At 71.3% G+C, this 22784-nt stretch carries 16 protein-coding genes and 1 pseudogene; 11 read left to right on the forward strand and 6 right to left on the reverse strand.

All coding sequences use genetic code 11. The features are described from left to right. Nucleotides 1–226 precede the first annotated feature (226 nt). Nucleotides 227–976, reverse strand: a complete 750-nt coding sequence (locus P8T65_RS07325) for a DeoR/GlpR family DNA-binding transcription regulator (protein WP_033529655.1) — start codon at nucleotides 974–976, stop codon at nucleotides 227–229. A 150-nt stretch (nucleotides 977–1126) separates the two neighbouring features. Here P8T65_RS07325 and P8T65_RS07330 point away from each other — a divergent pair, with 150 nt between their 5' ends. From P8T65_RS07330 to P8T65_RS07370, 8 genes and pseudogenes are all read left to right on the forward strand, one after another. Then, nucleotides 1127–2167: a carbohydrate kinase family protein gene (locus tag P8T65_RS07330; RefSeq protein ID WP_316724551.1), complete on the forward strand. Its 1041-nt coding sequence runs from the start codon at nucleotides 1127–1129 to the stop codon at nucleotides 2165–2167. Nucleotides 2168–2200: 33 nt separating this feature from the next. Further along, the gene (locus P8T65_RS07335) at nucleotides 2201–3481 is read left to right on the forward strand and encodes an ABC transporter substrate-binding protein (RefSeq protein WP_316724552.1); all 1281 of its coding nucleotides are present in this window, start codon (nucleotides 2201–2203) and stop codon (nucleotides 3479–3481) included. Nucleotides 3482–3605: 124 nt separating this feature from the next. Beyond that, on the forward strand, nucleotides 3606–4490 hold the full coding sequence (locus P8T65_RS07340) for a sugar ABC transporter permease (protein WP_316731511.1): 885 nt from the start codon (nucleotides 3606–3608) through the stop codon (nucleotides 4488–4490). Beyond that, nucleotides 4487–5380, forward strand: a complete 894-nt coding sequence (locus P8T65_RS07345) for a carbohydrate ABC transporter permease (RefSeq protein ID WP_316724553.1) — start codon at nucleotides 4487–4489, stop codon at nucleotides 5378–5380. The genes P8T65_RS07340 and P8T65_RS07345 overlap by 4 nt, the downstream gene beginning before the upstream one ends. Nucleotides 5381–5406: 26 nt before the next feature. Beyond that, nucleotides 5407–6234 (forward strand): annotated as a pseudogene (locus P8T65_RS07350) (alkaline phosphatase family protein); the annotation flags it as partial. Between the two features lie 626 nt (nucleotides 6235–6860). Continuing rightward, nucleotides 6861–9833: a glycoside hydrolase family 2 TIM barrel-domain containing protein gene (locus tag P8T65_RS07360; protein ID WP_316724554.1), complete on the forward strand. Its 2973-nt coding sequence runs from the start codon at nucleotides 6861–6863 to the stop codon at nucleotides 9831–9833. A gap of 25 nt (nucleotides 9834–9858) precedes the next feature. Next, on the forward strand, nucleotides 9859–11688 hold the full coding sequence (locus P8T65_RS07365; protein ID WP_316724555.1) for a LamG-like jellyroll fold domain-containing protein: 1830 nt from the start codon (nucleotides 9859–9861) through the stop codon (nucleotides 11686–11688). A 21-nt stretch (nucleotides 11689–11709) separates the two neighbouring features. Then, entirely contained in the window at nucleotides 11710–13401 is a 1692-nt protein-coding gene (locus tag P8T65_RS07370; protein ID WP_316724556.1) for a PHP domain-containing protein, read from the forward strand. 36 nt (nucleotides 13402–13437) lie between these two features. On the opposite strand, the gene P8T65_RS07375 is transcribed toward P8T65_RS07370, so the two are convergent. From P8T65_RS07375 to P8T65_RS07390, 4 genes are read right to left on the reverse strand one after another with little or no spacing between them, the layout of a single operon-like run. Beyond that, nucleotides 13438–13893 carry a MaoC family dehydratase gene (locus tag P8T65_RS07375; RefSeq protein ID WP_316724557.1) on the reverse strand — a complete coding sequence of 152 codons (456 nt, stop codon included), beginning with the start codon at nucleotides 13891–13893 and terminating at the stop codon, nucleotides 13438–13440. A gap of 14 nt (nucleotides 13894–13907) precedes the next feature. Continuing rightward, nucleotides 13908–15416, reverse strand: a complete 1509-nt coding sequence (locus P8T65_RS07380) for a long-chain fatty acid--CoA ligase (RefSeq protein ID WP_316724558.1) — start codon at nucleotides 15414–15416, stop codon at nucleotides 13908–13910. 49 nt (nucleotides 15417–15465) lie between these two features. Then, nucleotides 15466–16344: an amidohydrolase family protein gene (locus P8T65_RS07385; protein ID WP_230214092.1), complete on the reverse strand. Its 879-nt coding sequence runs from the start codon at nucleotides 16342–16344 to the stop codon at nucleotides 15466–15468. Between the two features lie 20 nt (nucleotides 16345–16364). Further along, a complete protein-coding gene (locus P8T65_RS07390) occupies nucleotides 16365–17282 on the reverse strand; it encodes an SDR family oxidoreductase (protein ID WP_316724559.1) in 918 nt (305 codons plus the stop codon). Between the two features lie 272 nt (nucleotides 17283–17554). Here P8T65_RS07390 and P8T65_RS07395 point away from each other — a divergent pair, with 272 nt between their 5' ends. Both P8T65_RS07395 and P8T65_RS07400 read left to right on the forward strand, forming a co-directional pair. Further along, nucleotides 17555–17980, forward strand: coding sequence for a MarR family transcriptional regulator (locus P8T65_RS07395; protein WP_316724560.1), 426 nt, complete (start codon nucleotides 17555–17557; stop codon nucleotides 17978–17980). Nucleotides 17981–17987: 7 nt separating this feature from the next. Beyond that, entirely contained in the window at nucleotides 17988–18854 is an 867-nt protein-coding gene (locus P8T65_RS07400; protein WP_316724561.1) for an IclR family transcriptional regulator, read from the forward strand. A gap of 257 nt (nucleotides 18855–19111) precedes the next feature. Here P8T65_RS07400 and P8T65_RS07405 read toward each other — a convergent pair whose 3' ends face one another. After that, complete coding sequence (locus tag P8T65_RS07405; protein WP_316724562.1) at nucleotides 19112–20209, reverse strand: serine hydrolase domain-containing protein; 1098 nt, start codon at nucleotides 20207–20209, stop codon at nucleotides 19112–19114. 180 nt (nucleotides 20210–20389) lie between these two features. On the opposite strand from P8T65_RS07405, the gene P8T65_RS07410 reads away from it, so the two are divergent. After that, nucleotides 20390–22762: a serine/threonine-protein kinase gene (locus P8T65_RS07410; protein WP_316724563.1), complete on the forward strand. Its 2373-nt coding sequence runs from the start codon at nucleotides 20390–20392 to the stop codon at nucleotides 22760–22762. Nucleotides 22763–22784 lie beyond the last annotated feature (22 nt).

The raw sequence follows: 22784 nt of genomic DNA on the forward strand, positions 1-22784 counted from the left end.
CAACTACCACCTTTGCCGATCGTGCGTTCGTGCGGCCGTCCGGCCTGCCCCCTCGACCCCCGTGGGCGGGACGCCCCTCCCACCCGTACCCGACGACACGCCCCCTGTTGCCGGCCTGGTCCGAGCCGTTCGCCCGGACCGTTCGTCCAGGCCGTTCGTCCGGGCCGTTCCGCCACCGTGCTCGGAGGCGTCCGACACGTGTCAGCCGCGCCGCACGGAAGGGCGGTCACGGTGTGACCACTTCGACACCCGCCTCCTCCAGCGACGCGCGGGTGGCCTGCTCCACCGGCCCGTTGGTGACGACCACGTCGAGTTCCCTGGGGCCGCAGACCTTCGCCATGCCCGTCCCGGGGAACTTCGCGGAGTCGGCGAGCAGGACGACCCTGTCGCTCGCCCTGATCATCGCGCGTTTGACGGGGACCTCGACGACGGTCGTGTCCATCACCTGTCCGCCGGGGCGAACTCCACTCGTACCGAGGAAGAGCCAGTCGGCGTGAAGTTGACGGAGGTTGTCCTCGGTGAGGAAACCGACGAGGGAACGGTACTCGCGGCGGACCATGCCGCCGAGCAGCACCAGTTCGATGCCCTCGTCGTCGGCCAGCTCCTCGTAGACCACCAGGTTGCTGGTGATCACGGTGAGGCGGCGGCCGTGCAGCTGCCGGGCCAGGCGGTAGGCGGTGGTCCCGATGTCCAGGAGCACGGACTGGCCGTCGTGGACCATCGACGCGGCCTTCGCCGCTATCGCGTCCTTCTCGGCCACCCGCACCTCGGCGACCTCGGCGAAGGGCTGGTCGCCCTCGTCCACGACCGCGCCGCCGTGCACCCGGGTGAGCAGCCCCTCCTCCTCCAGCCGGACGAGGTCACGCCGGATGGTGGCGGGGCTCACACCGAGCTGTTCGGACAAGTCGGTGACCGCCGCCGGCCCGCCAGATCGCAGGGCCCGCAGGATGAGTTGGTGTCGTCTCTCTGCCAGCACGCGCTGAACAGTACTCGTCATTCGCAAGCAAATCTATGCTCACTTCTGCTCGACTCTTGCCAAACCTCTCGGAGGCGCGCACGATCTGTGCACCGAAATTGAAGACTTTTGAAGAGTGATCCTCGAAAGTCTCGACGAGAGGGTGCACGCGTGGACGACGACCGGCCCGATGTGCTGCTGACCGGGCTGCTCTTCTACGACCTCGTGCTCACGGGGCTGGGAAAGCCGCCCACCCCCGGCGAGGAGATCTGGACCGACGGCATGGGCTGCGGTCCTGGCGGCATCGCCAACCTGGCGGTGGCCACCGCCCGTTTCGGCCTGCGGACCTCGCTGGCCACGGTCTTCGGCGACGACTACTACGGCGCGTACTGCCGTGACGTCCTCGCCGGCCAGGAGAACGTCGACCTCTCCCTCTCGCGCACCGCCGACGGCTGGCACACCCCCGTCACCGTCTCCCTCGCGCACGGTCACGACCGCGCCCTGGTCACCCACGGCCAGGAACCGCCGTACTCGCAGGACGTCCTGATGGGCGACCCGCCCGAGTCGCGCACCGCGCTCGTGCACATCGAGGCAGAGCCGCGCGAGTGGCTCGCCAAGGCCGCCGCGAACGGCACGCTCATCTACGCGGACGTCGGCTGGGACCCCACCCAGCGGTGGTCGCGCGCCCTGCTCGACCAACTCGCCCTGTGCCACGCCTTCCTCCCCAACGAGACCGAGGCGATGGCCTACACCCGCACCGACAGCGCGGCCGCCGCGCTCGGCACCCTGAGCGAGCTGGTCCCGGTGGCCGTGGTCACCCGCGGCGGCGAGGGCGCGGTCGCGGTGGACCAGACGACCGGGGAGTACGCGGAGGTCCCGGCCCTGGACGTCGACGTGCTCGACGCGACGGGCGCCGGCGACGTCTTCGGCGCGAGCTTCGTCGCCGCCTCCCTCGCCGGCTGGCCCCTGACGGAACGGCTGCGGTTCGCCGTCCTGTCCGCCGGACTCTCCGTCGGCCACCACGGCGGAGGGCTCGCCGCGCCCGGCTGGTACGGCGTCGAGCGCTGGTGGCGCTCGCTGACCGACCCCGGCCTGAAGAAGGCCTACGGCTTCCTCGCGGACCGCATCCCGGCCGACGTCGGCCCACCGGTGCACTTCGCCCCGGTCACCCCGCCCGCTCGGCCCCAAAGACCCCACGCACCAAAGCCCTGAAGTACCACGAACAGGAACAAACAGGAGTATCCCGTGGACCTTTCTCGTAGAGGCTTCCTCCAGGCTGCCGTGTTCACCGCGGCGGCCTCCGGACTGACCGTCGCCTGTGGCGGCGGCTCGGAATCCGGCGGCACCAAGGACGGCAAGAACCTCACCCTGTGGTACTGGGGCGGCGCCCTCAGCGACAAGGTGGTCGCCGAGGCCAAGACGCACTTCAAGAGCCAGATCAAGCTGACCAGTTCCTCCATCGGCGGCGACTTCAAGCAGAAGCTCACCACCACGCTCGCGGCGGGCGGCTCCTCCGTCCCGGACATCACCGGCATCAAGGGCGAGGACATCGCCTCCTTCCTGCCCAACGCCGACCGCTTCCTCGACCTGAACGACCTGGGCTTCAAGAAGATCTCCTCCCAGTACCTGGAGTGGAAGACCAAGCTCGCCCAGACCGAGGACGGCAAGCAGATCGGTTTCCCGATCGACATCGGCCCCACCGCGCTCTTCTACCGCGCCGACCAGTTCGAGAAGGCGGGGCTGCCCAGCGACCCGGCGAAGGTCGCCGCCGAGGCCAAGACCTGGGACGACTACTTCGCGCTCGGCACGGAGCTGAAGAAGGCGCTGCCCGGGACCTTCCTCATCAACAACATGGGCTCGGTCTTCAGCATCGCGATCGGCCAGGGCACCAAGCGGTTCATCGACCAGGACAACCACTTCATCGGCGACCAGGACCACATCCGCGCCGCGTGGGACCACGCGATACGCGCCTACACGCTCGGCCTCGACGCCAAGATCAACGACCAGAGCTGGAACGCGGCCGTCGGCAAGAGCCTGACCACCGAGGTCGGCGCCGCGTGGCACGCGCTGGACATCCAATCGGCCGCGCCGAACACCAAGGGCAAGTGGCGGGTCACCGCGACCCCGGGCGGACCGGCCAACCAGGGCGGCTCCTATCTGACCCTGCCCAAGCAGTGCCGGAACCCCGAAGAGGCATTCAAGATCATCAGCTGGATCCTCAGCCCGGAGAACAACGCCAAGAGCTTCGCCGACGCCACCATCTTCCCCGCCTCCCCGGAGACGTACGCGATGCCGGCGATGACCGGCCCCGACGCCTTCTTCGGCGGCCAGAAGATCATCGAGGTCTTCGGCCCGGCCGCCGAGGCCATCCCCGTCAGCTACGAGGCGCCCGCCGACTCCGCGGTCATGGCTCCCTTCATGGCCGAGCTGACCAGCATCGAGGCCAAGGGCAAGAAGCCCGACGACGCCTGGAACGACGCGGTCTCCCAGGCCAAGCAGATCGCCAGGCGACAGGGGGTGAAGTGAGGTGTCGTCACCTCCGGTGACCGGTCCCGCCACGGTGCCCGAGCACCGTGGCGGGCCGGGCCCGGCCCGCTTCCGCCCGCGGCGCACCCCGCCCGCGGGCGTCGCTCGGCCCACTCGTCGCGGGGTGCTGTCCTACTGGCGGCAGTACCTGGCGATCTCGCCCTTCTATCTGATCTTCCTGGTCTTCTCGTTCGTCCCCGTCTTCTACTCGCTGTACCTGTCCTTCCAGCGCTACGACGGCCTGGGCACCAAGGAGTTCGTGGGCCTCCAGCAGTTCGAGTTCCTGTGGAGCGACCCGGTCTTCTGGCTGTCCATCCGCAACACCCTGCTGATCTGGGTCCTGTCGACCGTCCCCACACTCTTCGGCGCGCTGGTGCTGGCGACGCTGTTGCATTCGGTGCGCCGCTTCAAGGGCTTCTACCGCATCGCCCTCTACGTGCCGAACGTGACGTCGATCGTCGCCGTGGCGATCTTCTTCGGCGCGGTGTTCAGCAACGACTTCGGCCTGGTCAACGCGATCCTCGGCACGGTCGGCATCTCCCCCGTGCCGTGGCTGAGCAACCCGTGGCTGATCAAGGTGGTCATCGCGCTGCTGATGACCTGGATGTGGACCGGCTACAACATGATCATCTATCTGGCCGGCCTCCAGGCCATCCCGCAGTCGGTCTACGAGGCGGCCAGGATGGACGGCGCAGGACCGATCCGCACGTTCTTCCAGATCACCATCCCGATCATGCGGCCGATCATCCTGTTCACCGTCGTCATCTCGACCATCAACGGTCTGCAGAGCTTCAGCGAACCCCAGGTCCTCTTCGCCAGCAACGCCGCCAACCAGAACCTCGGCGGTCCGGGCCAGGCGGGTCTGACCACGCTGCTCTACTTCTACCAATCGGCCTTCCTCGACAACGACTACGGCTACGGCGCGGCCATCGTGTGGGCCTTCTTCGTACTGATCATCGTGCTCGTCGTCATCAACTGGCGCATCGTGCAACGAGGGAGGAAGTCATGACGACAGCCGTCACGCCACGGCCGGCGACGGCCACGGGCAAGGAGTCGCCCCCCGGCGCGAGGCGGCCGCGCCGCCCCAGGGGCCTGTCCGCGCACGTCTTCCTGATCCTCGCCGTCGTGATCTCGGTCTTCCCGTTCCTGTGGACGATCGTGATGGCGACCAACACCACCCGGGACATCTACAAGAGCCCGCCGAAGCTGACCTTCGGCTCGCACCTGCTGGAGAACATCCGGGGTGTGCTCGACACGGTCGACTTCTTCGGCTCGATGCTCAACACGATCGTCGTCGCGTCCGTCACCACGGTCCTGGTGCTGTTCGTCGACTCCCTGGCGGCCTTCGCCTTCGCCAAGTTCGAGTTCCCCGGGCGCCGGATCCTCTTCGCCACGCTCCTGGTGTTCATGATGCTGCCGCTCCAGCTCGCCGTCCTGCCGCAGTTCATCCTGATGTCGGAGATCGGCTGGGTCGGCATGCTCAAGGCACTGGTGTGGCCCGCCCTCTCCAACGCCTTCGGCATCTTCTGGCTGCGCCAGTACATCGAGAACGGGGTGCCCGACGAACTGCTGGACGCGGCCCGGATCGACGGCGCCGGGTTCTTCCGGCAGTACTGGAACGTCGCCCTGCCGATGATCAGGCCGGCGATGTCCTTCCTCGCCATCTACGCGTTCGTCGGCGCCTGGAACGACTACGTCTGGCCCCTCATCGTGCTCACCAACCCCGAGCACGTCACGCTCCAGGTGGAGCTGGCCCAGCTCAACGTCGGCCACAACACCGACTACAGCATGGTGATGGCCGGTGTGCTGATGGCGTCCCTCCCGCTGGTGATCGTCTTCGCCGTCTTCGCGCGGGGCTTCATCGCGGGGGCCACCGAGGGCGCGGTCCAGGGCAGTTGAACCGCGGGGCAGGGGCAGGTGGGCCGATGTCGGGACGGAGGGGCGCGGTGACGGACACCGGGAGCGCGACGACCGTGCGGCCGGGGCGCGGCAAGGTGCTGGTGGTGGGCATGGACGGGGTGCGCTACGACCGGCTCGTCCGCTCCTCGGCCACGGCGCCCGTACTGCACGGCCTGATGGTCACCGGCGCCCACGGCAGCGGTCTGCTGCCCTACGGCGAGGTGGACGGCCAGGCCGAGGGCGGGCCGTCCACCAGCATGGCCTACACCGACTCCGGTCCCGGCTGGTCGAGCGTGCTGACCGGGGTGTGGCCCGACCGGCACGGGGTCACCGGCAACGACTTCGAGGGCGCCGACTACGTCCGCCACCCCGACTTCCTCAGCCGGGCCGCCGCCACGCGACCCGGTCTGCGCACGGCGGCCGCGGTGTCCTGGCCGGAGCTGATCGACCGCGGCACGCTGGGGCCCGGCGTCGGCGAACGCGCGCGGTACGACGGGGAGTCCGACGGTTACGAGCAGGCGGACCGGCTCGTCGCCGACACCGCCGTGCGCTGGCTCTCCGAGGACGACCCGGACGCGCTGTTCGTGTACTTCGGCGCCACCGACGAGGCCGGTCACGCCACGGGGCCGCTCGGCCCGGCGTACGACCGGGCGCTTCTCGCCCAGGACGCCCACCTCGGGCGACTGCTGGACGCGATCGCCGCCCGGCGCCGCGACCCCGCACGCGCCGACGAGCGCTGGACGGTCGTGGTCACCACCGACCACGGCCACCTGGACACCGGCGGCCACGGCGGCGACACCCACGCGGAACGCGAGATCTTCGTCGTCCTCGCGGAACTGGGAACGGGGGTCGGGCCGGGGGCTGCCGCTGAGCCGACGAGGGCCGTGGAGCCGGGGACGGCCGATGCGGGCAGCGCGGGCAGGACGAGCGGCAAGCCCGGTACGGACGGTCCGGCCGGCCAGGATGGTCCGGGCGGCCCGGGTGATCCAGACGGCCCGGGTGATCCAGACGGCGCGCCCGACGCGAACAGCACAGGCAGCGCGCACAGCCCGGACGGCGCGGACGGCGCGGACGGCGCGGACGGCGCGGACGGCGCGGACGGCGCGGACGGCGCGGACAGCACTGGCGGCACGGCCACCACGCACAGCCTGAGTGGCACGCACAGCCCCAGCCCCAGCCCCACGCACAGCACGCACAGCACAGCCGACGCGCACAACATCGGCGGCACGCACAGCACGCACAGCGTGACCGGCACGTACAGTCCCGGTCGCACGGCCGGCGCGGACGGCGGCCCCCGCACCCCCCGAACCCCCGGCGGCACCCCGCTGGGCTCGCCCGCTCTCGTCGACATCGCGCCCACCGTGCTGGACCGGCTCGGCGTCCATGTCGACCCCGACTGGGGTCTGCCGGGCCGGGTGCTGCCCCGGCCGGCCGCAGCCCCCTCCCCCTCCCTCACGCCACCCCCGACTCCGGAACGGTCATGACCGACGCACTCTTCGCCCTGTGCCCCTGGAACTCGCCCGAGGTGACCTCCTGGGGGCGGCTGCCCATGAACGCCGTGGACCGGCGTGCGGGGGCCGTGTCGCTCGACGGCCGGTGGCGGTTCCAGCTGCTGCCGTCGCCCGAGCGGGAACCGGGACCCGCCTGGTCCTGGGCCGAACTCCCCGGTTCCTGGGCCCTGGACGTGGCGGAGGATCCCCCGCAGTACACCAACGTCCGGATGCCGTGGGCCCAGTTCCCACCGGACTCCCCGCCCGAGAACCCGACCGGCGTGTACGAGCGGGAGGTCGAGATCCCTGCCGAGTGGGCCGGCCGCCGGATCGTGCTGCACGTCGGCGCCGCCGAGAGCGTGCTGCTCGTCCAGGTGGACGGACGGCCCGCCGGTGTCTCCAAGGACTCCCATCTGGCCGCCGAGTTCGACCTCTCCGGGCTGGTCCGCCCCGGCGCGAGGGCCACCGTGCGGCTCACGGTGGTGAAGTGGTCCGACGCCTCGCACATCGAGGACCAGGACCAGTGGTGGCTGGGCGGCATCACCCGCCCGGTGCTGCTGTACGCCACAGATCCGCTCCATCTCGCGGACGTGACCGTGCGGGCCCGCCGCGACGGGGAGCTCCGGGTGGACTGCCGGGTGCGCGCGGCGGCGGGCACGGCGACGGGCACGCTGCCCGCCGGGTGGCACGTCAGCGGGGAATTGGACGGTCCGGGGCTGGAGGGTCTGGCGCTGGTCCAGGACCGTGAGTTCGACCGGCTCAACGCGGAGGACGAGCGGGTCTCCGACTTCCTCGGCGAGGCCCGGCTGGGCACGGTCGTCCCCGGCGTGCGGACCTGGAACGCCGAGACCCCCGAGCTGTACGACCTCACCGTCAGGCTGCACCGCGCGGACGGCACGGTGGCCGACACCTCGCACCACCGGGTCGGCTTCCGCGACGTGGAGGTCCGGGGCCGGGACCTGCTGGTGAACGGCGAGCGGGTCTACATCCGGGGCGTGAACCGGCACGACTTCCACCCGCTGACCGGGCGGACGGTGTCGCGGGAGGACATGCGCGCGGACCTGCTGACGCTGAAGCGGTTCGGCTTCAACGCGATCCGCACCTCCCACTATCCGGGCGACCCGGCCCTGTACGACCTCACGGACGAGCTGGGTTTCTACGTGGTGGACGAGGCGGACATCGAGTCGCACGACCACGCCCACGAGATCGCCGACGACCCGCGCTATCTGAACGCCTTCGTCGACCGTGTCTCCCGCATGGTCCTGCGGGACAAGAACCATCCGTCGGTGATCGTCTGGTCGCTGGGCAACGAGTCCGACTACGGGGCGAACCACGACGCGGCGGCGGGCTGGCTGCGACGGCACGATCCGACGCGTCCGGTGCAGTACGAGGGCGCGGCGAAGCTGGACTGGGCGGCCACCGACGACGCCTCCGACATCGCCTGTCCGATGTACGCGCCCATCGAGGACTGCGTGGCGCACGCGCTGTCGGGCAGGCAGACCAGGCCGCTGATCCAGTGCGAGTACTCGCACGCCATGGGCAACAGCAACGGCACCCTCGCCGACACGTGGGCCGCCATCGAGGCGACCCCGGGTCTTCAGGGCGGGTTCATCTGGGAGTTCTGGGACCACGGCATCCTCCAGCGTGTGAACGACGGACGACCGGCCGGGCGTGGGGGCGCCGGGCTGTACGAGAACGGGGTCGCCGGCCCCGGTCTGCGCTGGGCCTACGGCGGCGACTTCGGCGAGACGATCCACGACGGCGCGTTCATCGCCGACGGGGTCGTGTTCCCCGACCGCACGCCCAAGCCGGTGATGTTCGAGCACCGGGAGATCGCCGCCCCGGTGCGGCTTTCGGTGGAGGGCGAGGGCACCTGGCGGGTGCTGCGGGTGCACAACCGGCAGCACTTCCGCGATCTGTCGTGGCTGGCCGCCGAGTGGGAGTTCGCGGCGGCCGACGGCGGCAGCTGGACGGTCCCGGCCCAGCTGCCCGCCGTACCGCCCGGCGGTTCGGCGGTAATCGATCGGCCCGAGGTGGCGGGCGGGGCCGGCGAGATCTGGCTGACCCTGCGGGTGACGACGGCCGGCGACGAGCCCTGGGCGCCGCGCGGCACCGAGGTGTGCAGCCCGCAGCTCCAGTGGTACGCGGCTGAGGAGGGCGAGCCGGTGGTGGGCGCCGAGGAGGACCTCGGGCACATCCCGCCGCCGGAGACGGACCCGGACGGGCTGCTGCTGCACCCGCTGCTCGCCTCCCCGCCGGCCCTGAGCCTGTGGCGGGCCCCCACCGACAACGACGTCCTCGGCGGCATGGCCGAGCGCTGGCGTGAACTGGGCCTGGACCGCATGGAGCGCGAGCCGGTCGCCGTGGAGCGCAAGGGGTCGTCCGTGCGGGTCCGCTCCCGTTGGTCGACGGGGGCCGGACAGGTCGAGCACGAGCAGGTGTTCACCGCGCTCGTGGACGGCCGGGTGCTCGTCGAGGAGACGGCCGCCCTCCCCGAGGAGCTGACGGACGTGGCCCGGGTCGGCACGGTGTTCGAAACCGTCGAGGGCCTCGACAGCCTGGCCTGGTACGGGCAGGGCCCCTGGGAGAGCTACCCGGACCGGGCCGCCGGGGCACCCGTCGGCCACCACGCGGCCCCCGTGGACGCGCTGTTCACCCCGTATCTGCGGCCGCAGGAGAGCGGGGGCCGGCACGGTGTACGGCACTTCACGCTCTCCGGGGGCGACCACGTCCTGGCGGTACGGCTGGACGGCCCCCGGCAGGTGTCGGTCACCCGGCACCGCGCGGCGGACCTGGCGGCCGTGGCGCACCACGACGAGCTGGTGCCCCGGCCCGGCTGTGTGGTCCACATCGACGCGGCGCACCGGGGGCTGGGCACCGCGTCGTGCGGTCCCGACACCTCGCCGCCGTACCTCGTTCCCCCGGGTGTCCACCGCTGGTCGTGGACGGTGCGGGCGCTCTGAACCACGAACCTCTTACGGAGTCACTGTGTGCACCTCGCACGAACCGGGGCAGGAGTCTGCCCAGGCCCGCTCGGGCAGACGTAACTTCCTGCGCGCGACGGCCCTGCTGGGCGCCGCGGCGACCGTCTCGCTGCCCGTCGTGGCGCAGGCGGCGCCCGGGCGTTGGAAGCCCGACCGCACGAGCCGTCGCTTCACGCTCGCCGTCATGCCCGACACGCAGTACCTGTTCGACGGGCCGAGCATCGACAAGGCGCCCGTCGCGGCGTCCCTGCGGTACCTCCTGGAGCACGGTGCGGAGGAGAACATCGTGTTCCTGTCCCACCTCGGGGACCTCACCCAGAACGGCACCGCGCGGGAGACCGCGGCGATCGGCGAGGCCTTCCGGCTCCTCGACCGCAGGGGAGTCGGCTACAGCGTCCTCGCGGGCAACCACGACGTTCGCTCCTCCACCGACGACCAGCGGGGGGCGACCCCGTACCTGGACGAGTTCGGACCCGACCGCTTCGCGGGCCGGCCGACCTTCGGGGGCGCCTCCCCTGACGGTTACAACTCCTTCCACCTGTTCGAGGCGGGGGGCCGGCAGTGGATGGTGCTCGCGCTGGACTGGCGGCTCTCCGCGAAGGGCTTCGCCTGGGCGAAGGACGTCCTGGCCTGCCACCCGAAGACTCCGGTCGTCCTCACCACGCACGAGATCGTCGACGGCGACGACTCCCTCTCGTCGTACGGGCAGCAGCTGTGGGACCAGCTGATCAAGGACCACGACCAGATCTTCCTCACCCTCAACGGGCACTACTGGCCGGCGGCGCGCGCGACCCGCAGGAACGCCGCTGACAACGATGTCCATCTCCACCTCACGAACTACCAGAACCGGTACTTCGGCGGCGCGGCGATGATCCGTCTCTACCGCTTCGACCTCGACCGGAACACCATCGACGTGGAGACGATCTCCCCGTGGATCCTGGGCCGGGCAGCCAAGGGGCTCAACGAACTGGAGCGGCAGGAGAGCGAACTCTCCGGCGATGCCGACCGGTTCACGGTCGAGATCGACTTCGAGAAGCGGTTCGCCGGTTTCACGCCGGTGCCGGCGCGGGCCTCGCGTCCGGTGTCGACGATGCTGATACCCGGCACGGTCGCCTACTGGCGGTTCGACGGGCAGCGGGACGGCGCGCAGGTCGGCGCCACCGTGCCGGACCGCTCCGGGCGCGGCAACGACCTGACCCTCGTGACCGTAGGCGGCGGCACCCTCACCTGGTCCGCCGACCACCACCCGGACCAGCCCGGCCACGGCAGCCTGGAGTTCCACGGCGGCAAGCCCCCGCTGACGGGCGCGTATCTGCGGACGGTCGACGGTGCGCCCCTGAACTCGGCCACGTTCAGGGACGGTTACACCATCGAGGCGTTCTACCGGCTGCCCGCCGACTGGGACCCGTCGCACCACGCGTGGGCCGGCATCCTCGGCCGCACCGGCACGGGCGGCGCGGCGGGGAAGACCGCCGACGACCCGGACGAGCCGCTCGCCACGCTGTCGCTCTCGAACGACCGGGAGCCGCAGTGGGCGGTGCGCCCGCTCAACCAGCAGGGCATCGCCACCAACTGGGGTCAGGAGACCCCGCTGGAGACGTGGTGGCACCTCGCCGTCGTCAGCGACGGCCGGCACACCACCCTCTACGTCCAGGGCTGCCCGGTGGTGCGCAACCCGAAGGCCACCGCCGTCGGGCTCACCTCGGTCGGACTGCCCTGGATCCTCGGCGGCTACGAGTACGCCGGGAAGATCGACCAGATCCTGCACGGACGCCTCGGTGACGTCCGCGTCGTCGAACGGGCGCTGCCCGTCAAGTCGTTCATGAACCACTGAGACGCGAAGGAACCACAGACCATGTCCGACCTCTCCGGCACCCCCGAGCAGCAACTGCCCACCTGGGCCGATCCGTCCGTCTCCCCCGCCGACCTCGACGCGCAGGGCGTCTCACGGCGCGGACTCCTGCGCGGCGCGGGCCTGTTCGGCGCCGCCTTCGCGATGGGCGCCACGGGCGCCCTGACGGCTCCGGCCTCCGCCGCCTCCCGCCCGTACGGGGGTGAGGACCCGCGGCTCGCCTACCTCGTCGGCGACCACCACATCCACACCGTCTACAGCCACGACGCCAAGTACACGTTCTCCCAGCTGGCCTCCGCGGGCGCGAAGTACGGCCTCGACTGGATGGTGTTCACCGAGCACTCCAACTTCGGGCACACCGACTTCGGTGCGGCGCTGGAGCACGAGGAGATCCTCAGAGCCCGTGCGGAGAACCCCCGCCAGCTGATCTTCCAGGGTCTGGAGTGGTACATCCCGGCCGCCGAGCACTGCACGGTCTTCACCACCCCCGGGCGGCACGAGGTCGACCTGCTCACCCGCTTCGAGAGCGCGTACGACGGCAAGCTGCTGGGCTACACGGACGGGTCCGTGGGCGGCGCGGACACCGCCCGCAACGAGGCACACGCCGTCAGGGCGATCAAGTGGCTGGCCCGGCAGCGCCGTTCGGGCTACGTCGACGATGTGCTGGTCCTCGCCAACCACCCCATGCGGCTGGGCATCGACTCCCCGCACGAGATGCGCAACTGGCGCGACGCGGCCCCGGAGATCATGATCGGCATGGAGGGTGCGCCCGGCGCCCAGGGCGCGGCGATCCCCGGCTGGCGCGGGACGAACTCGATCCGCGGGGAGTACGAGAACAAGCCCTCCGCCCAGTCCTGGCCCGGCTATCCGGCCGAGGCGTACCTCACGTACGGCGGTTTCGACTGGTCGACGGCGACCGTGGGCGGACTCTGGGACGCGATGCTGGCCGAGGGCAGGCTGTTCTCGATCACCACCAACTCCGACGCCCATCGGATCGTCTTCGACACCTGGAAGAACGGCGACTGGCCGACCGGGCAGAACTTCGACAACACCGGCAAGCTGCCCGACCCGGTGAACACCGACACGCCGCAGCCCGGCAGCGACTTCTGGCCCGGCCAGTTCAGCCGCACCCACGTCGGTGTCACCCGCTACGGCTACCGCTCGGTGATGGCGGGTCTGCGCGCGGGCCGTGTCTGGGTCGACCACGGCCATCTCCTCGACGGCCTGGACGTCCGGGTCAAGCGCGACCGTGACCACGGCCGGGGCGTCACCCTGGGCGGCCGGCTGCGTGTCCGCAGGGGCGAGCGGCTCACCCTGAACGTGACGGTGACGACGGCGTCCCGCGCCAACCCGCACGGGATTCTGCCGGAGTTGGCCCACGTCGACGTCATCCGGGGCGCGGTGCGCGGGTCGGTGGCGGACCGGGACGCATGGCAGGCCCCCGACACGAAGGTCGTCCACACCAAGGACGTGAGCGGTCGCACGGGCACGTACACGCTGCGCGTCCCCGTCACGGCGGGCGACGAGTCGTTCTACCTCCGCCTGCGCGGCAGCGACGGCAAGCGCAACGGTGCGGGCTACCTGGGCGCTGCGGTCGACCCGCACGGCCCGGTCCCCCACGAGCCGGGCGACGGCGACCCGTGGGAGGACACGTGGTTCTACTCGAACCCGGTGTTCGTGGACGTGACCGGGTGACCGGGTGACCGGGTGACCGGGTGACCGGGTGACCGGTCAGGCGTAGAAGCGCGACAGGCTCTGCAGGACGGCGGCGGGCTTCCCGCCGCCGTCGATCTCTATCGCGCCGTCCACCGTGATCTGGACGCCACCCGGGACGTCCTCGACCGAGGCGAGCTTGGCGACCAGCCGGATGCGCGATCCGACCTTCACCGGCGAGGGGAAACGCACCTTGTTCAGGCCGTAGTTGACCTTGGTGGTGACTCCCTGGACGTCCAGGAGCTCGGTGAACAGCGGGATGAAGAGGGAGAGGGTGAGGTAACCGTGCGCGATGGGCGCCCCGAACGGGCCCTCCTTGGCCTTCTCCTCGTCGACGTGGATCCACTGGTGGTCCCCTGTCGCGTCGGCGAACGTGTTGATCCGCTCCTGGGTGACCTCGATCCACTCGCTGGTGCCGAGGTCGCTGCCGGCGAGCTTCTTGAGTTCGTCGAGACCGTTGACCGTGATGCTCATGTAGCTTTCCTTAGCTAGGAGTTGGTACCGAAGGCCTTGCGCACCCGTGCCTTCAGCAACTTGCCGGAGGCGGTCCGCGGCAGCTCGTCGGCGATGACGACCGACTTCGGGATCTTGTATTTGGCCAGCCGCCCGGCGAGCGAGGCCAGCACCTCGTCGGCGTCCAGCGAGACGCCCTCCCGAGGCACGACCACGGCGCGCGGCACCTCGCCCCACTTGTCGTCGGGTACGCCGATGACCGCGCACTCGACGATGTCGGGGTGGGCGAGGAGCTGGTCCTCGATCTCGGCGGGGTAGATGTTCTCGCCCCCGGAGATGATCATGTCCTTGATGCGGTCGACGATGAAGACATAGCCGTCCTCGTCGACGCGGGCCGCGTCCCCGCTGCGGAACCACCCGTCGGCGAAGACCGCGGCGGTCTCCTCGGGCAGCCCCCAGTAGCCGGGCATCACATGGGGCCCGCGGACCACCACCTCGCCGGGCTCGTCGACGTCGACCGGGGTCATGTCGGGGCGGACGACCCGTACGTCGCTGAAGAAGTGCGGTACGCCCGCCGACCCGGCCTTGCTCACGGCGTGCTCGGCGTCGAGGAAGAGCGTGCCGGGGGCGGCCTCCGTCATGCCGTAGCCCTGGAGGAAGGTGAGCCCGCGCTCCTGGAACCTGGCGATGAGCGGGGTCGGTACCGGGGAGCCGCCGCAGGAGAGCATCCTGAGCGACGACAGGTCGGCGTCGGCCCAGCGGGGGTGCCGGGCGATCTGGTCGAACATGGTCGGCACGCCGAACATGAAGGTGATCCGGTGCCGTTCGATCAGGTCGAAGGTGGTCTCCGGCACGAAGGACTCGACCAGGACGCAGGTGCCGCCCTTGAGCAGCACGGGCAGGGTGAGCATGTTCAGCCCGGCCGTGTGGAACAACGGGGCGGATACCAGGGCGCGTTCGTCGGTGATGACGTCCTGGTCGACGAGCACGTTGACGGCGTTCCAGATGATGTTGCCGTGGGTGAGCATCGCGCCCTTGGGGCGGCCCGTGGTGCCCGAGGTGTACATGATGATGCAGGTGTCGTCGGCGGCGACGGGCTGGTCGATGGGGTCGGTCTCGGCCCCGGCGAGCAGCGCCTCGTACTCGGTGCCGATCTCCACGAACGTCCGTACGTCGGTCCCGCCGCCCGGCAGTCCGGCGACGAGTGCGGTGAACCCGGCGCCGTACACCAGCGCCCTGGCCCCGGAGTCCGCCAGCTGGTAGGCGATCTCGGGGCCCGCGAGGCGGGTGTTGAGCGGGACGAAGACCGCGCCGAGGGTGCCCGCGGCGAACAGCGTCTCCAGGTACGAGGGGTGGTTGGGCCCCAGGTAGGCGATGCGGTCGCCGCGGCGTACGCCGACGGCGCGCAGAGCGTGGGCGAGGCGCGTGGTGCGCTCGTACAGTTCCCCGTAGGTGAGGCTCGTGTCGCCGTGGATCAGCGCGGTGCGCTGCGGGGTCTTGCGGGCCCGGCGGGCGGGCCACGACCCCAGTCCCTCATTGCGCATGTGTGTACCCCTGTCCGTCGTCGCACATGGGGAGGTCCATCTGTGTCCTCTACGGTTTGGTCAGGCCGAGCAGTCGGGCGGCGTTCTCCTTGAGGATCTTCGGCCTGACCTCGTCCTTGATCGGCAGCTTCTCGAAATCGGCGAGCCAGCGGTCGGGGGTGAGGACGGGGTAGTCGGAGCCGAAGAGCACCTTGTCCTTGAGCAGGGTGTTCGCGTACTGCACCAGCTGCGGCGGGAAGTACTTCGGCGACCAGCCGGACAGGTCGATGTGCACGCCCGGCTTGTGCGTGGCGACCGCCAGGGCCTCGTCCTGCCAGGGGAAGGACGGGTGCGCCAGGATGATCTTGAGGTGCGGGAAGTCGGCGGCCACGTCGTCCACGTGCAGCGGGTTGGAGTACTTCAGCCGGATGCCTCCGCCGCCGGGGACGCCGGCGCCGATGCCGGTCTGCCCGGTGTGGAAGAGGGCGATCGTGCCGGTCTCCTCGATGACCTCGTACAGGTCGTACGCCACGGAGCGGTCGTTGGGGAAGAAGCCCTGGATGCTGGGGTGGAACTTGAAGCCCTTCACCCCGTACTCCTCGACCAGCCGCCGGGCCTGCTTCACGCCCGCCTTGCCGCGGAAGGGGTCGATGGAGGCGAAGGGGATCAGCACGTCCGCGTTGGCGGCGGCCGCCTCGGCGACCTCCTCGTTGGGGACGGGCTCGGTGCCGGTCGCGGACTCGGCGTCCACCGTGAAGATCACGGCGGCCATCTTCCGCTCGCGGTAGTAGGCGGCCGTCTCCTCCAGGGTGGGCTTGCGCTTGCCCTCGACCTTGAAGTACGCGGAGGAGGCGTCGTGCAGGTCGTCGTCCAGCGACGACGTGCCCTTCTTCGAGGACACCTCGGCGTGGGTGTGGACGTCGATGGCGACGAGGTCGTCCACGTTCATGGCGGGGTCGGCGGGGCTCATCACGCCTCCGGGATCTTCGGGGCGGGGATGCCCACGGTCTGCGGCTCGGCGCCCAGCGAGGTCGGCCAGACGTCGGCGAGGGCCTCGGGGGTCCAGCCGCCGTCCGCGTACGCCGTCTTGATCTCCTGCGGGTGCGACCAGAGTGCCACCTTGTCGCCGCCGATGCCGATGGCCTGGCCGGTGACACCGCGCGCCGCCTCGGAGGCGAGGAACGGGACCAGGGCCGCGCAGTCCTCGGGGGTGCCGAAGCCCTCGCCCTTGCGCAGGAAGTCGGGAAACGGGGTGCCCTCGCGCAGGGCCTCCACATAGGGGGCGAAGACCGGGATGGTCTCGGTCATCGCGGTGGCGGCGACCGGGATGATCGCGTTGACCGTGATGTTCGCGCGGCCCAGCTCCATCGCCCAGGTGCGGGCGAAGGCGGCGATGCCGGCCTTGGCGGCGGCGTAGTTGGTCTGGCCGAAGTTGCCGCGCTGGCCGGCCGGGGAGCCGACGAGGATCAGGGAGCCGCCCTCGCCCTGTTCGCGCATACGGATCGCGGCGGCGCGGGCGCAGGTGAAGGTGCCCTTGAGGTGGGTGGTGATCACCGCGTCGAAGTCGTCGTCCGACATCTTCCACAGCACCTTGTCGCGGAGGATGCCCGCGTTGGTGACCAGGATGTCGAGCCGTCCGAACTCCTCCACCGCGCGGCCCACCAGCCGGTCGGCGGCCTCGGTCGTGCCGACCGCGACGACCTCGGCGACGGCCTTGCCGCCCGCCTCGGTGATGGACTTCACGGCCGCCTCGGCCACGGCCTCGTCGATGTCGTTGACGACGACGGAGGCGCCGGCGGCGGCGAGGGCCTGTGCGTAGGCCAGGCCGAGGCCACGGCCACTGCCCGTGACGACGGCGACCTTGCCGGTGAGATCGATGCTGGGCACGAGGGGTCCCTTCGAGTGGCGGAACGGCTTCGAGGTCGAAATGCGGCACCGCGGTGCCGAGGTGCACTGTCGAGATCGAAGTTAAGAGCAATAGTTGTTGACGTCAATAGTTGTTGTTCCCTGGGCGTTGCGTCATGCTGGAGCGGTACGTACGCGCCGCCCCGACCGGGGCGCAGGCCTGATCCCCGCACGACAGGCCCTGGACCAGGGAGCTCGCCATCACCCGCCAGCAGACGCAGGACGCCGCCTCGATCGACGCGCACGAGCCGTGGATGCGCGGGCTGCACGCGGACACCGGCTATCTGCTGTACCGGCTGGGGCTCAGGTCCGGTCAGCTGTTCAACTCCTCCCTCCAGGAGTCCGGCCTCAGGCTGCGGCACTACGCGCTGCTGCGCTTCCTGGCCACCTCCCCGGGCCCGCTCCAGCGCGAGCTGAGCGCCTCCCTCGGCTATGACCCGAGCGCGATCGTCGGACTGGTGGACGACCTGGAGAAACTGGGCTTCGCCGAGCGGCGCCCCTCCCCCGACGACCGCCGCAGCCGGATCGTCGTACTCACCGAGGACGGCCGGTCCTTCCTCCGCGACACCGACGAGGCCGGACAGCGCGTCTCCGACGATCTGATGGAGCCCCTCGACGCCGCCGAGCGCGCGACGCTCCACGCACTGCTGCAGAAGATCGCCGAGGCCGGACTGGGGTGACACCACGATGCCGATGACCACCGACGCGCTTCCGCCGACGGGATCCGCGCCCCGGCAGCCCGCGCCGGGAAGCACCCCGGCGGCCGTCCGTTCCGCTCCCGACCGGCTGCTCGCCGTGCTGGCCTCCTTCGACCACGACCACCCGGCGCTCTCGCTGACCGACATCAGCCGCCGGGCCGGGCTGACCCTCACCACGGCACACCGGCTGGTGGGCGCCCTCACCGAGTGGGGCGCCCTGGAGCGGGACGCCTGCGGGATCTACCACGTGGGACTCCGCCTCTGGGAACTCGCGGCGCTCGCCCCGCGCGGGCTCGCGCTGCGCCAGATCGCGCTGCCGTATCTGGAGGACCTGTACGAGGCGACGCACGAGAACGTCCAGCTCGCGGTCCGCGACGGGGACGAGGTCGTCTACATCGAGTGGCTCTCCGGACGCTCCGCCGTCGGCGTCCACATCCGGGTCGGCGCCCGCTGGCCCCTGCACGCCACGGGCGTGGGCCTGGCGCTCCTCGCACACAGCGACGCGGACTCACAGGACACCTACTGCGAGGGGCCGTTGGCCTCCTTCACGCCGCACACCATCACGGACGCGCCCCGGTTGCGTCGTGCGCTCGCCGAAGTACGGCGCACCGGCGTGGCGGTGAGCAGCCGTCAGGTCACCGAGGACGCGCTGTCGGTGGCCGCCCCCGTGCGCGGACCGGGCGGAGCCGTGGTCGCCGCCGTCTCGGTCGTGGTGCCCCAGGCCGGCGCCCAGGTCCCGGTGCTGACGCCTGCCGTGCGGGTGGCGGCACGCGGTATCTCCCGCGCCCTGGGCTGGCAGCCGGACGAACCCCGCCGGGGTTCGCTGATCCCGGGCCGGGGCTCCGCCCCCGCCTGACCGTCGGGCGAGCCAACCGTCCGCCCGGGCGGAACCGGTCCGCGGTGGCCGTGCCGGGGCCGCGCACCCGTCGGTCGTTCGGCGGGTTTCCGGCCGTAGGAGCCGAGTTGGCCGTAGCCGAAGTCGTCGGCGAGGTGCCATCGGCGTTGTGCCCCTCCCGGGCGACGCGGCCGACGGCCGATCCGGTCGCGCGGACGGCGGCGGTAGCTTGTCGCGGCAGGTCGGTGGTCGTCGATTCGGCTGTGTCGTGCGGGCGTTCAGCCCGACAGGCCCTCGTAGGCGGCCGCGAGGATCGAGAAACCCCGCTCCTCGCCGAGGCTGCCGTCGATCATCTTGTTCATCATGTACGCCACGGTCATCCGGGCGTCGAGGTCGACCATGATGAGCGAGCCGCCCCAGCCGCCCCAGAAGCAGGTGCGGGCGTTGGGCAGTTGGCCGCCGTTCAGGCCGTAGCCCATGCCGTAGCGCATCGGGACGCGCAGGACGCTGTCGATGCCGTTGAACTGCTCCTCGAAGATCCGCTCGCACCCCTGCTCCGACAGCAACCGCACCCCGCGCGCCGCGCCGCCGCAGGACAGCAGCGACTGGACGGCGGCGACCGAGCGGGCGTTGCCGTGGCCGTTCGCGGCCGGTATCTCCGCCCGGCGCCAGGCGGTCGAGTTGGGGGCGCCGTCCGGGATGTGCGGGTTGGGCGGCGGGCCGTCCTCGGGCGGGGAGGAGGGCGGCATGATGATCGGCGCCACGCGGTGGTCGTGCTCGGCGGCGAGGCCGATGTGGAAGTCGGCGCCCAGCGGTCCCGTGACCTCCTCGGCGAGGAAGGTGCCCAGGCTGCGGCCGCTGACCCGGCGGACGATCTCCCCGAGCAGATACCCCTGGGTCAGCGCGTGGTAGCCGGCTTCGGTGCCGGGCTTCCAGGCCGGTTCCTGCGCGGCGAGCCGCGCGGTGACGGTCGGCCAGTCGTAGAGGTCCTCCAGCGTCGTGGGCGCCTCGAAGCGGGGCAGACCGGCCGTGTGCGAGAGCACATGGCTCACGCGTACGTCCTCCTTGCCCGCCGCCGCGAACTCCGGCCAGTACCTCGCCACCGGGGCGTGCAGGTCCAGTTCGCCCCGGTCGGCGAGCATCAGCACGCACAGGGCGGTCATCGTCTTGGTGGTGGACCACACATGGGTCAGGGTGTCCCGCTCCCACGGAACGGTCCGGTCGACGTCGGCGTATCCGCCCCAGAGGTCGACCTCCGGCTCACCGTCCACGTACACGGCGACCGAGGCACCCACGTCCTTGTCGTCCAACGAGGCCGCCAACGCCTCCCGCACCGCGCCGAACCGGTCCGTGCACGTGCCATGAGTCATCGCCATGAGGGGAAGGTAACGGGTCCCCTCGGGAGGAGCCATCGAATTAACCGGGGCCCCGACGAGAACGGCGGCGGCCCGATCCGGCCGCCCCGGCGCCCCGGCGCCCCAGGTCCGGCAGCCCCCGCACGGATCGCCTAGGCTGCTCCGTGCGGGGGCTGCCGACGGACAAGAGCGTGGTGGAAAATGCCGCTGAGGGACGACGATCCCACCGTCATAGGCGAATACGTCCTGGAGGACAGGCTCGGCGCGGGTGGCATGGGCGTCGTCTACCGGGCGCGGTCCGCGTCGGGGCGACTGGTCGCGATCAAGCTGGTCCACGCCCAGTACCGCGACGACGAGGAGTTCCGCTCCCGGTTCCGTCAGGAGGTCGCTGCGGTGCGCCGGGTGAGCGGAGCGTTCACGGCCGCCGTGGTGGACGCCGACCCGGACGCGGCCAGGCCCTGGATGGCGACACAGTACGTACCGGGCCCGACGCTCGCCGACCTGGTGCGTGAGGAGGGTCCGCTGACGGCTCCCCGGATCCGGGGCCTCGCGCTGGGGCTCGTCGAGGCGCTGCGGGACATCCACCGGGCGGGCGTCGTGCACCGGGACCTGAAACCGGCGAACGTCCTGATGGCCGAGGACGGTCCGCGCGTCATCGACTTCGGCATCTCGCGCGCCGGCGACAACCTGCCCCTCACCGTGACCGGACGGGTCATCGGCACCCCGCCGTTCATGTCACCGGAACAGCTGCGCTCACCGAGGGACGTCACCGCCGCGTCGGACCTGTTCTCGCTCGGGTCGCTGCTGGTGTACGCGGCCAGCGGGCACAGCCCGTTCAAGGCCGAGAGCCCCTATCTCGCGGGCTACCAGGTCATGTTCGAGGCCCCAAAGCTGGACGCGGTGCCCGAACCGCTGCGGACCATCGCCGAACGCTGCCTGGACAAGGACCCGACGACCCGCCCGGATCTCACCGAACTGCATGCCTTGTTCCGGGAGTTGGGGACCGCACCCACCACCGACGACGACACGACGGCCGCCGCACGAGCGGAGACCGGCCGGCCGATCACCGGGCAGGCGGTCGCGGAGCGAAGGGGCGCGGGCCGAACCGACGTCGACGAGGCGGACGCGGGCCAGGCCGTCACGGAACGCCCGGCCCCGGGCGGCGTGGGCGCCGGCCGGGCGGATGACACGACCGCCGACGACCTGCTGCCGGGCCTCCGGCCGGTGGCCGGCGGGCCGACGGAGGACCGGTCGCCGGCCGGCCGACCTGCGGGCGGACGCCGTCCGAGGCTCCGTGTCAAACGGCGGTTGCTCCTCGCCGGCGCCGCCCTGACCGTCTCCGCGCTGAGCGCCGCGCTGATGCTCTACCCGGGGGCCGAGGACAGTTCGACGGCGTCCGGTGCCGACAGCGTCGTGGGCTACCGTTCCGCGTCGCTGCCCGGGGGCTGGCGGCCGTGGCAGACCCGGCTGCGGGCCGACAGCGGCCTGCCTGCCGAGTACATCCCGGTCAACTACGACGAGACGGGATGCCGGACGGACGGCACCGACCTGTACTGCGGCGGCACGGGCTTCGTCGTCGCCAAGGTGGACGCCGCCACCGGGAAGACAGGATGGCGTCACGGCCAACTCCCGCAGACCGCACGGCCCATCGGCGTACGGGACGGCCTGGTCTTCGTCTACACCGAACCCGACAGCACCCGGCGGCGCCTGGTCGCCCTCGACACCCGGACCGGGAAGCAGCGGTGGGCCCGGGACATCAGCGGGAGCGAGCCGGCGGCCCTCTTCGCCGACGGCCTGCTCACCCTCACGCCCGACCACTCGCAGGTGATCGCCCTCGACACGGCGGGCAGGGAACTGTGGCGGACCTCCGAACCCGCCGGGGTCAACTGCGTCCCCACGGTGCTCGGCGACGCCCCGCACGAAGTGTGCTGGGAAGGCGACGACTTCCTCGACACGCACCCGTTCACCCTCGTACGGCTCGATCCTGACGACGGCACCCCTCGGGCACGCACCCCGATGCCCGAGAAGTCGCTCGCCCTGGGCGCGGTCGGCGGGCGGCCGCTGTTCCTGGAGGCGGAGACCACCGAGGAGGTCTACCAGGCGGGGTACGAGCGGCCGTACGACGCGTTCCTGCGGGTGGCCCCGGAGACCGGGAAGGTCACCCGGATCCCGCTGGAGCGCGCGCTGCGCGGCGCGGCGACGCTCATGGACGGGGTCGTGTACTTCGTGCGGACCAGCGGGGCCGTCACCGCCGTGTCGGCGAACAGCGGCAAGGTGCTGTGGGAGCTGACCACCGACATGGAGAACCTGTCCGCCCCGGTGGTGTCGGCGGCCCGCGACGAGATCTACTTCGCCAACCGGTTCGGCCGACTGCTGGCCCTGGAGCGCGGCACGGGCGCCGAGTTGTGGCGTACGGACGCGCTCGACGACCCGGGGGACATCGCCACCCAGACCCCGCCCCGGGTGCTGCTCGTGGACGACGCGATCGTGGCGACGGCCGGGAACATGGCCTTCTCGGTCAACCCGGACGAGCCGACGGAGGCCGGACCGACCGTGCCCACCACCGGCGACTGACCGCCCTCCGCCGGAAGCCAAC

This window comes from Streptomyces sp. 11x1 (genome assembly GCF_032598905.1).
Taxonomy (GTDB): domain Bacteria; phylum Actinomycetota; class Actinomycetes; order Streptomycetales; family Streptomycetaceae; genus Streptomyces.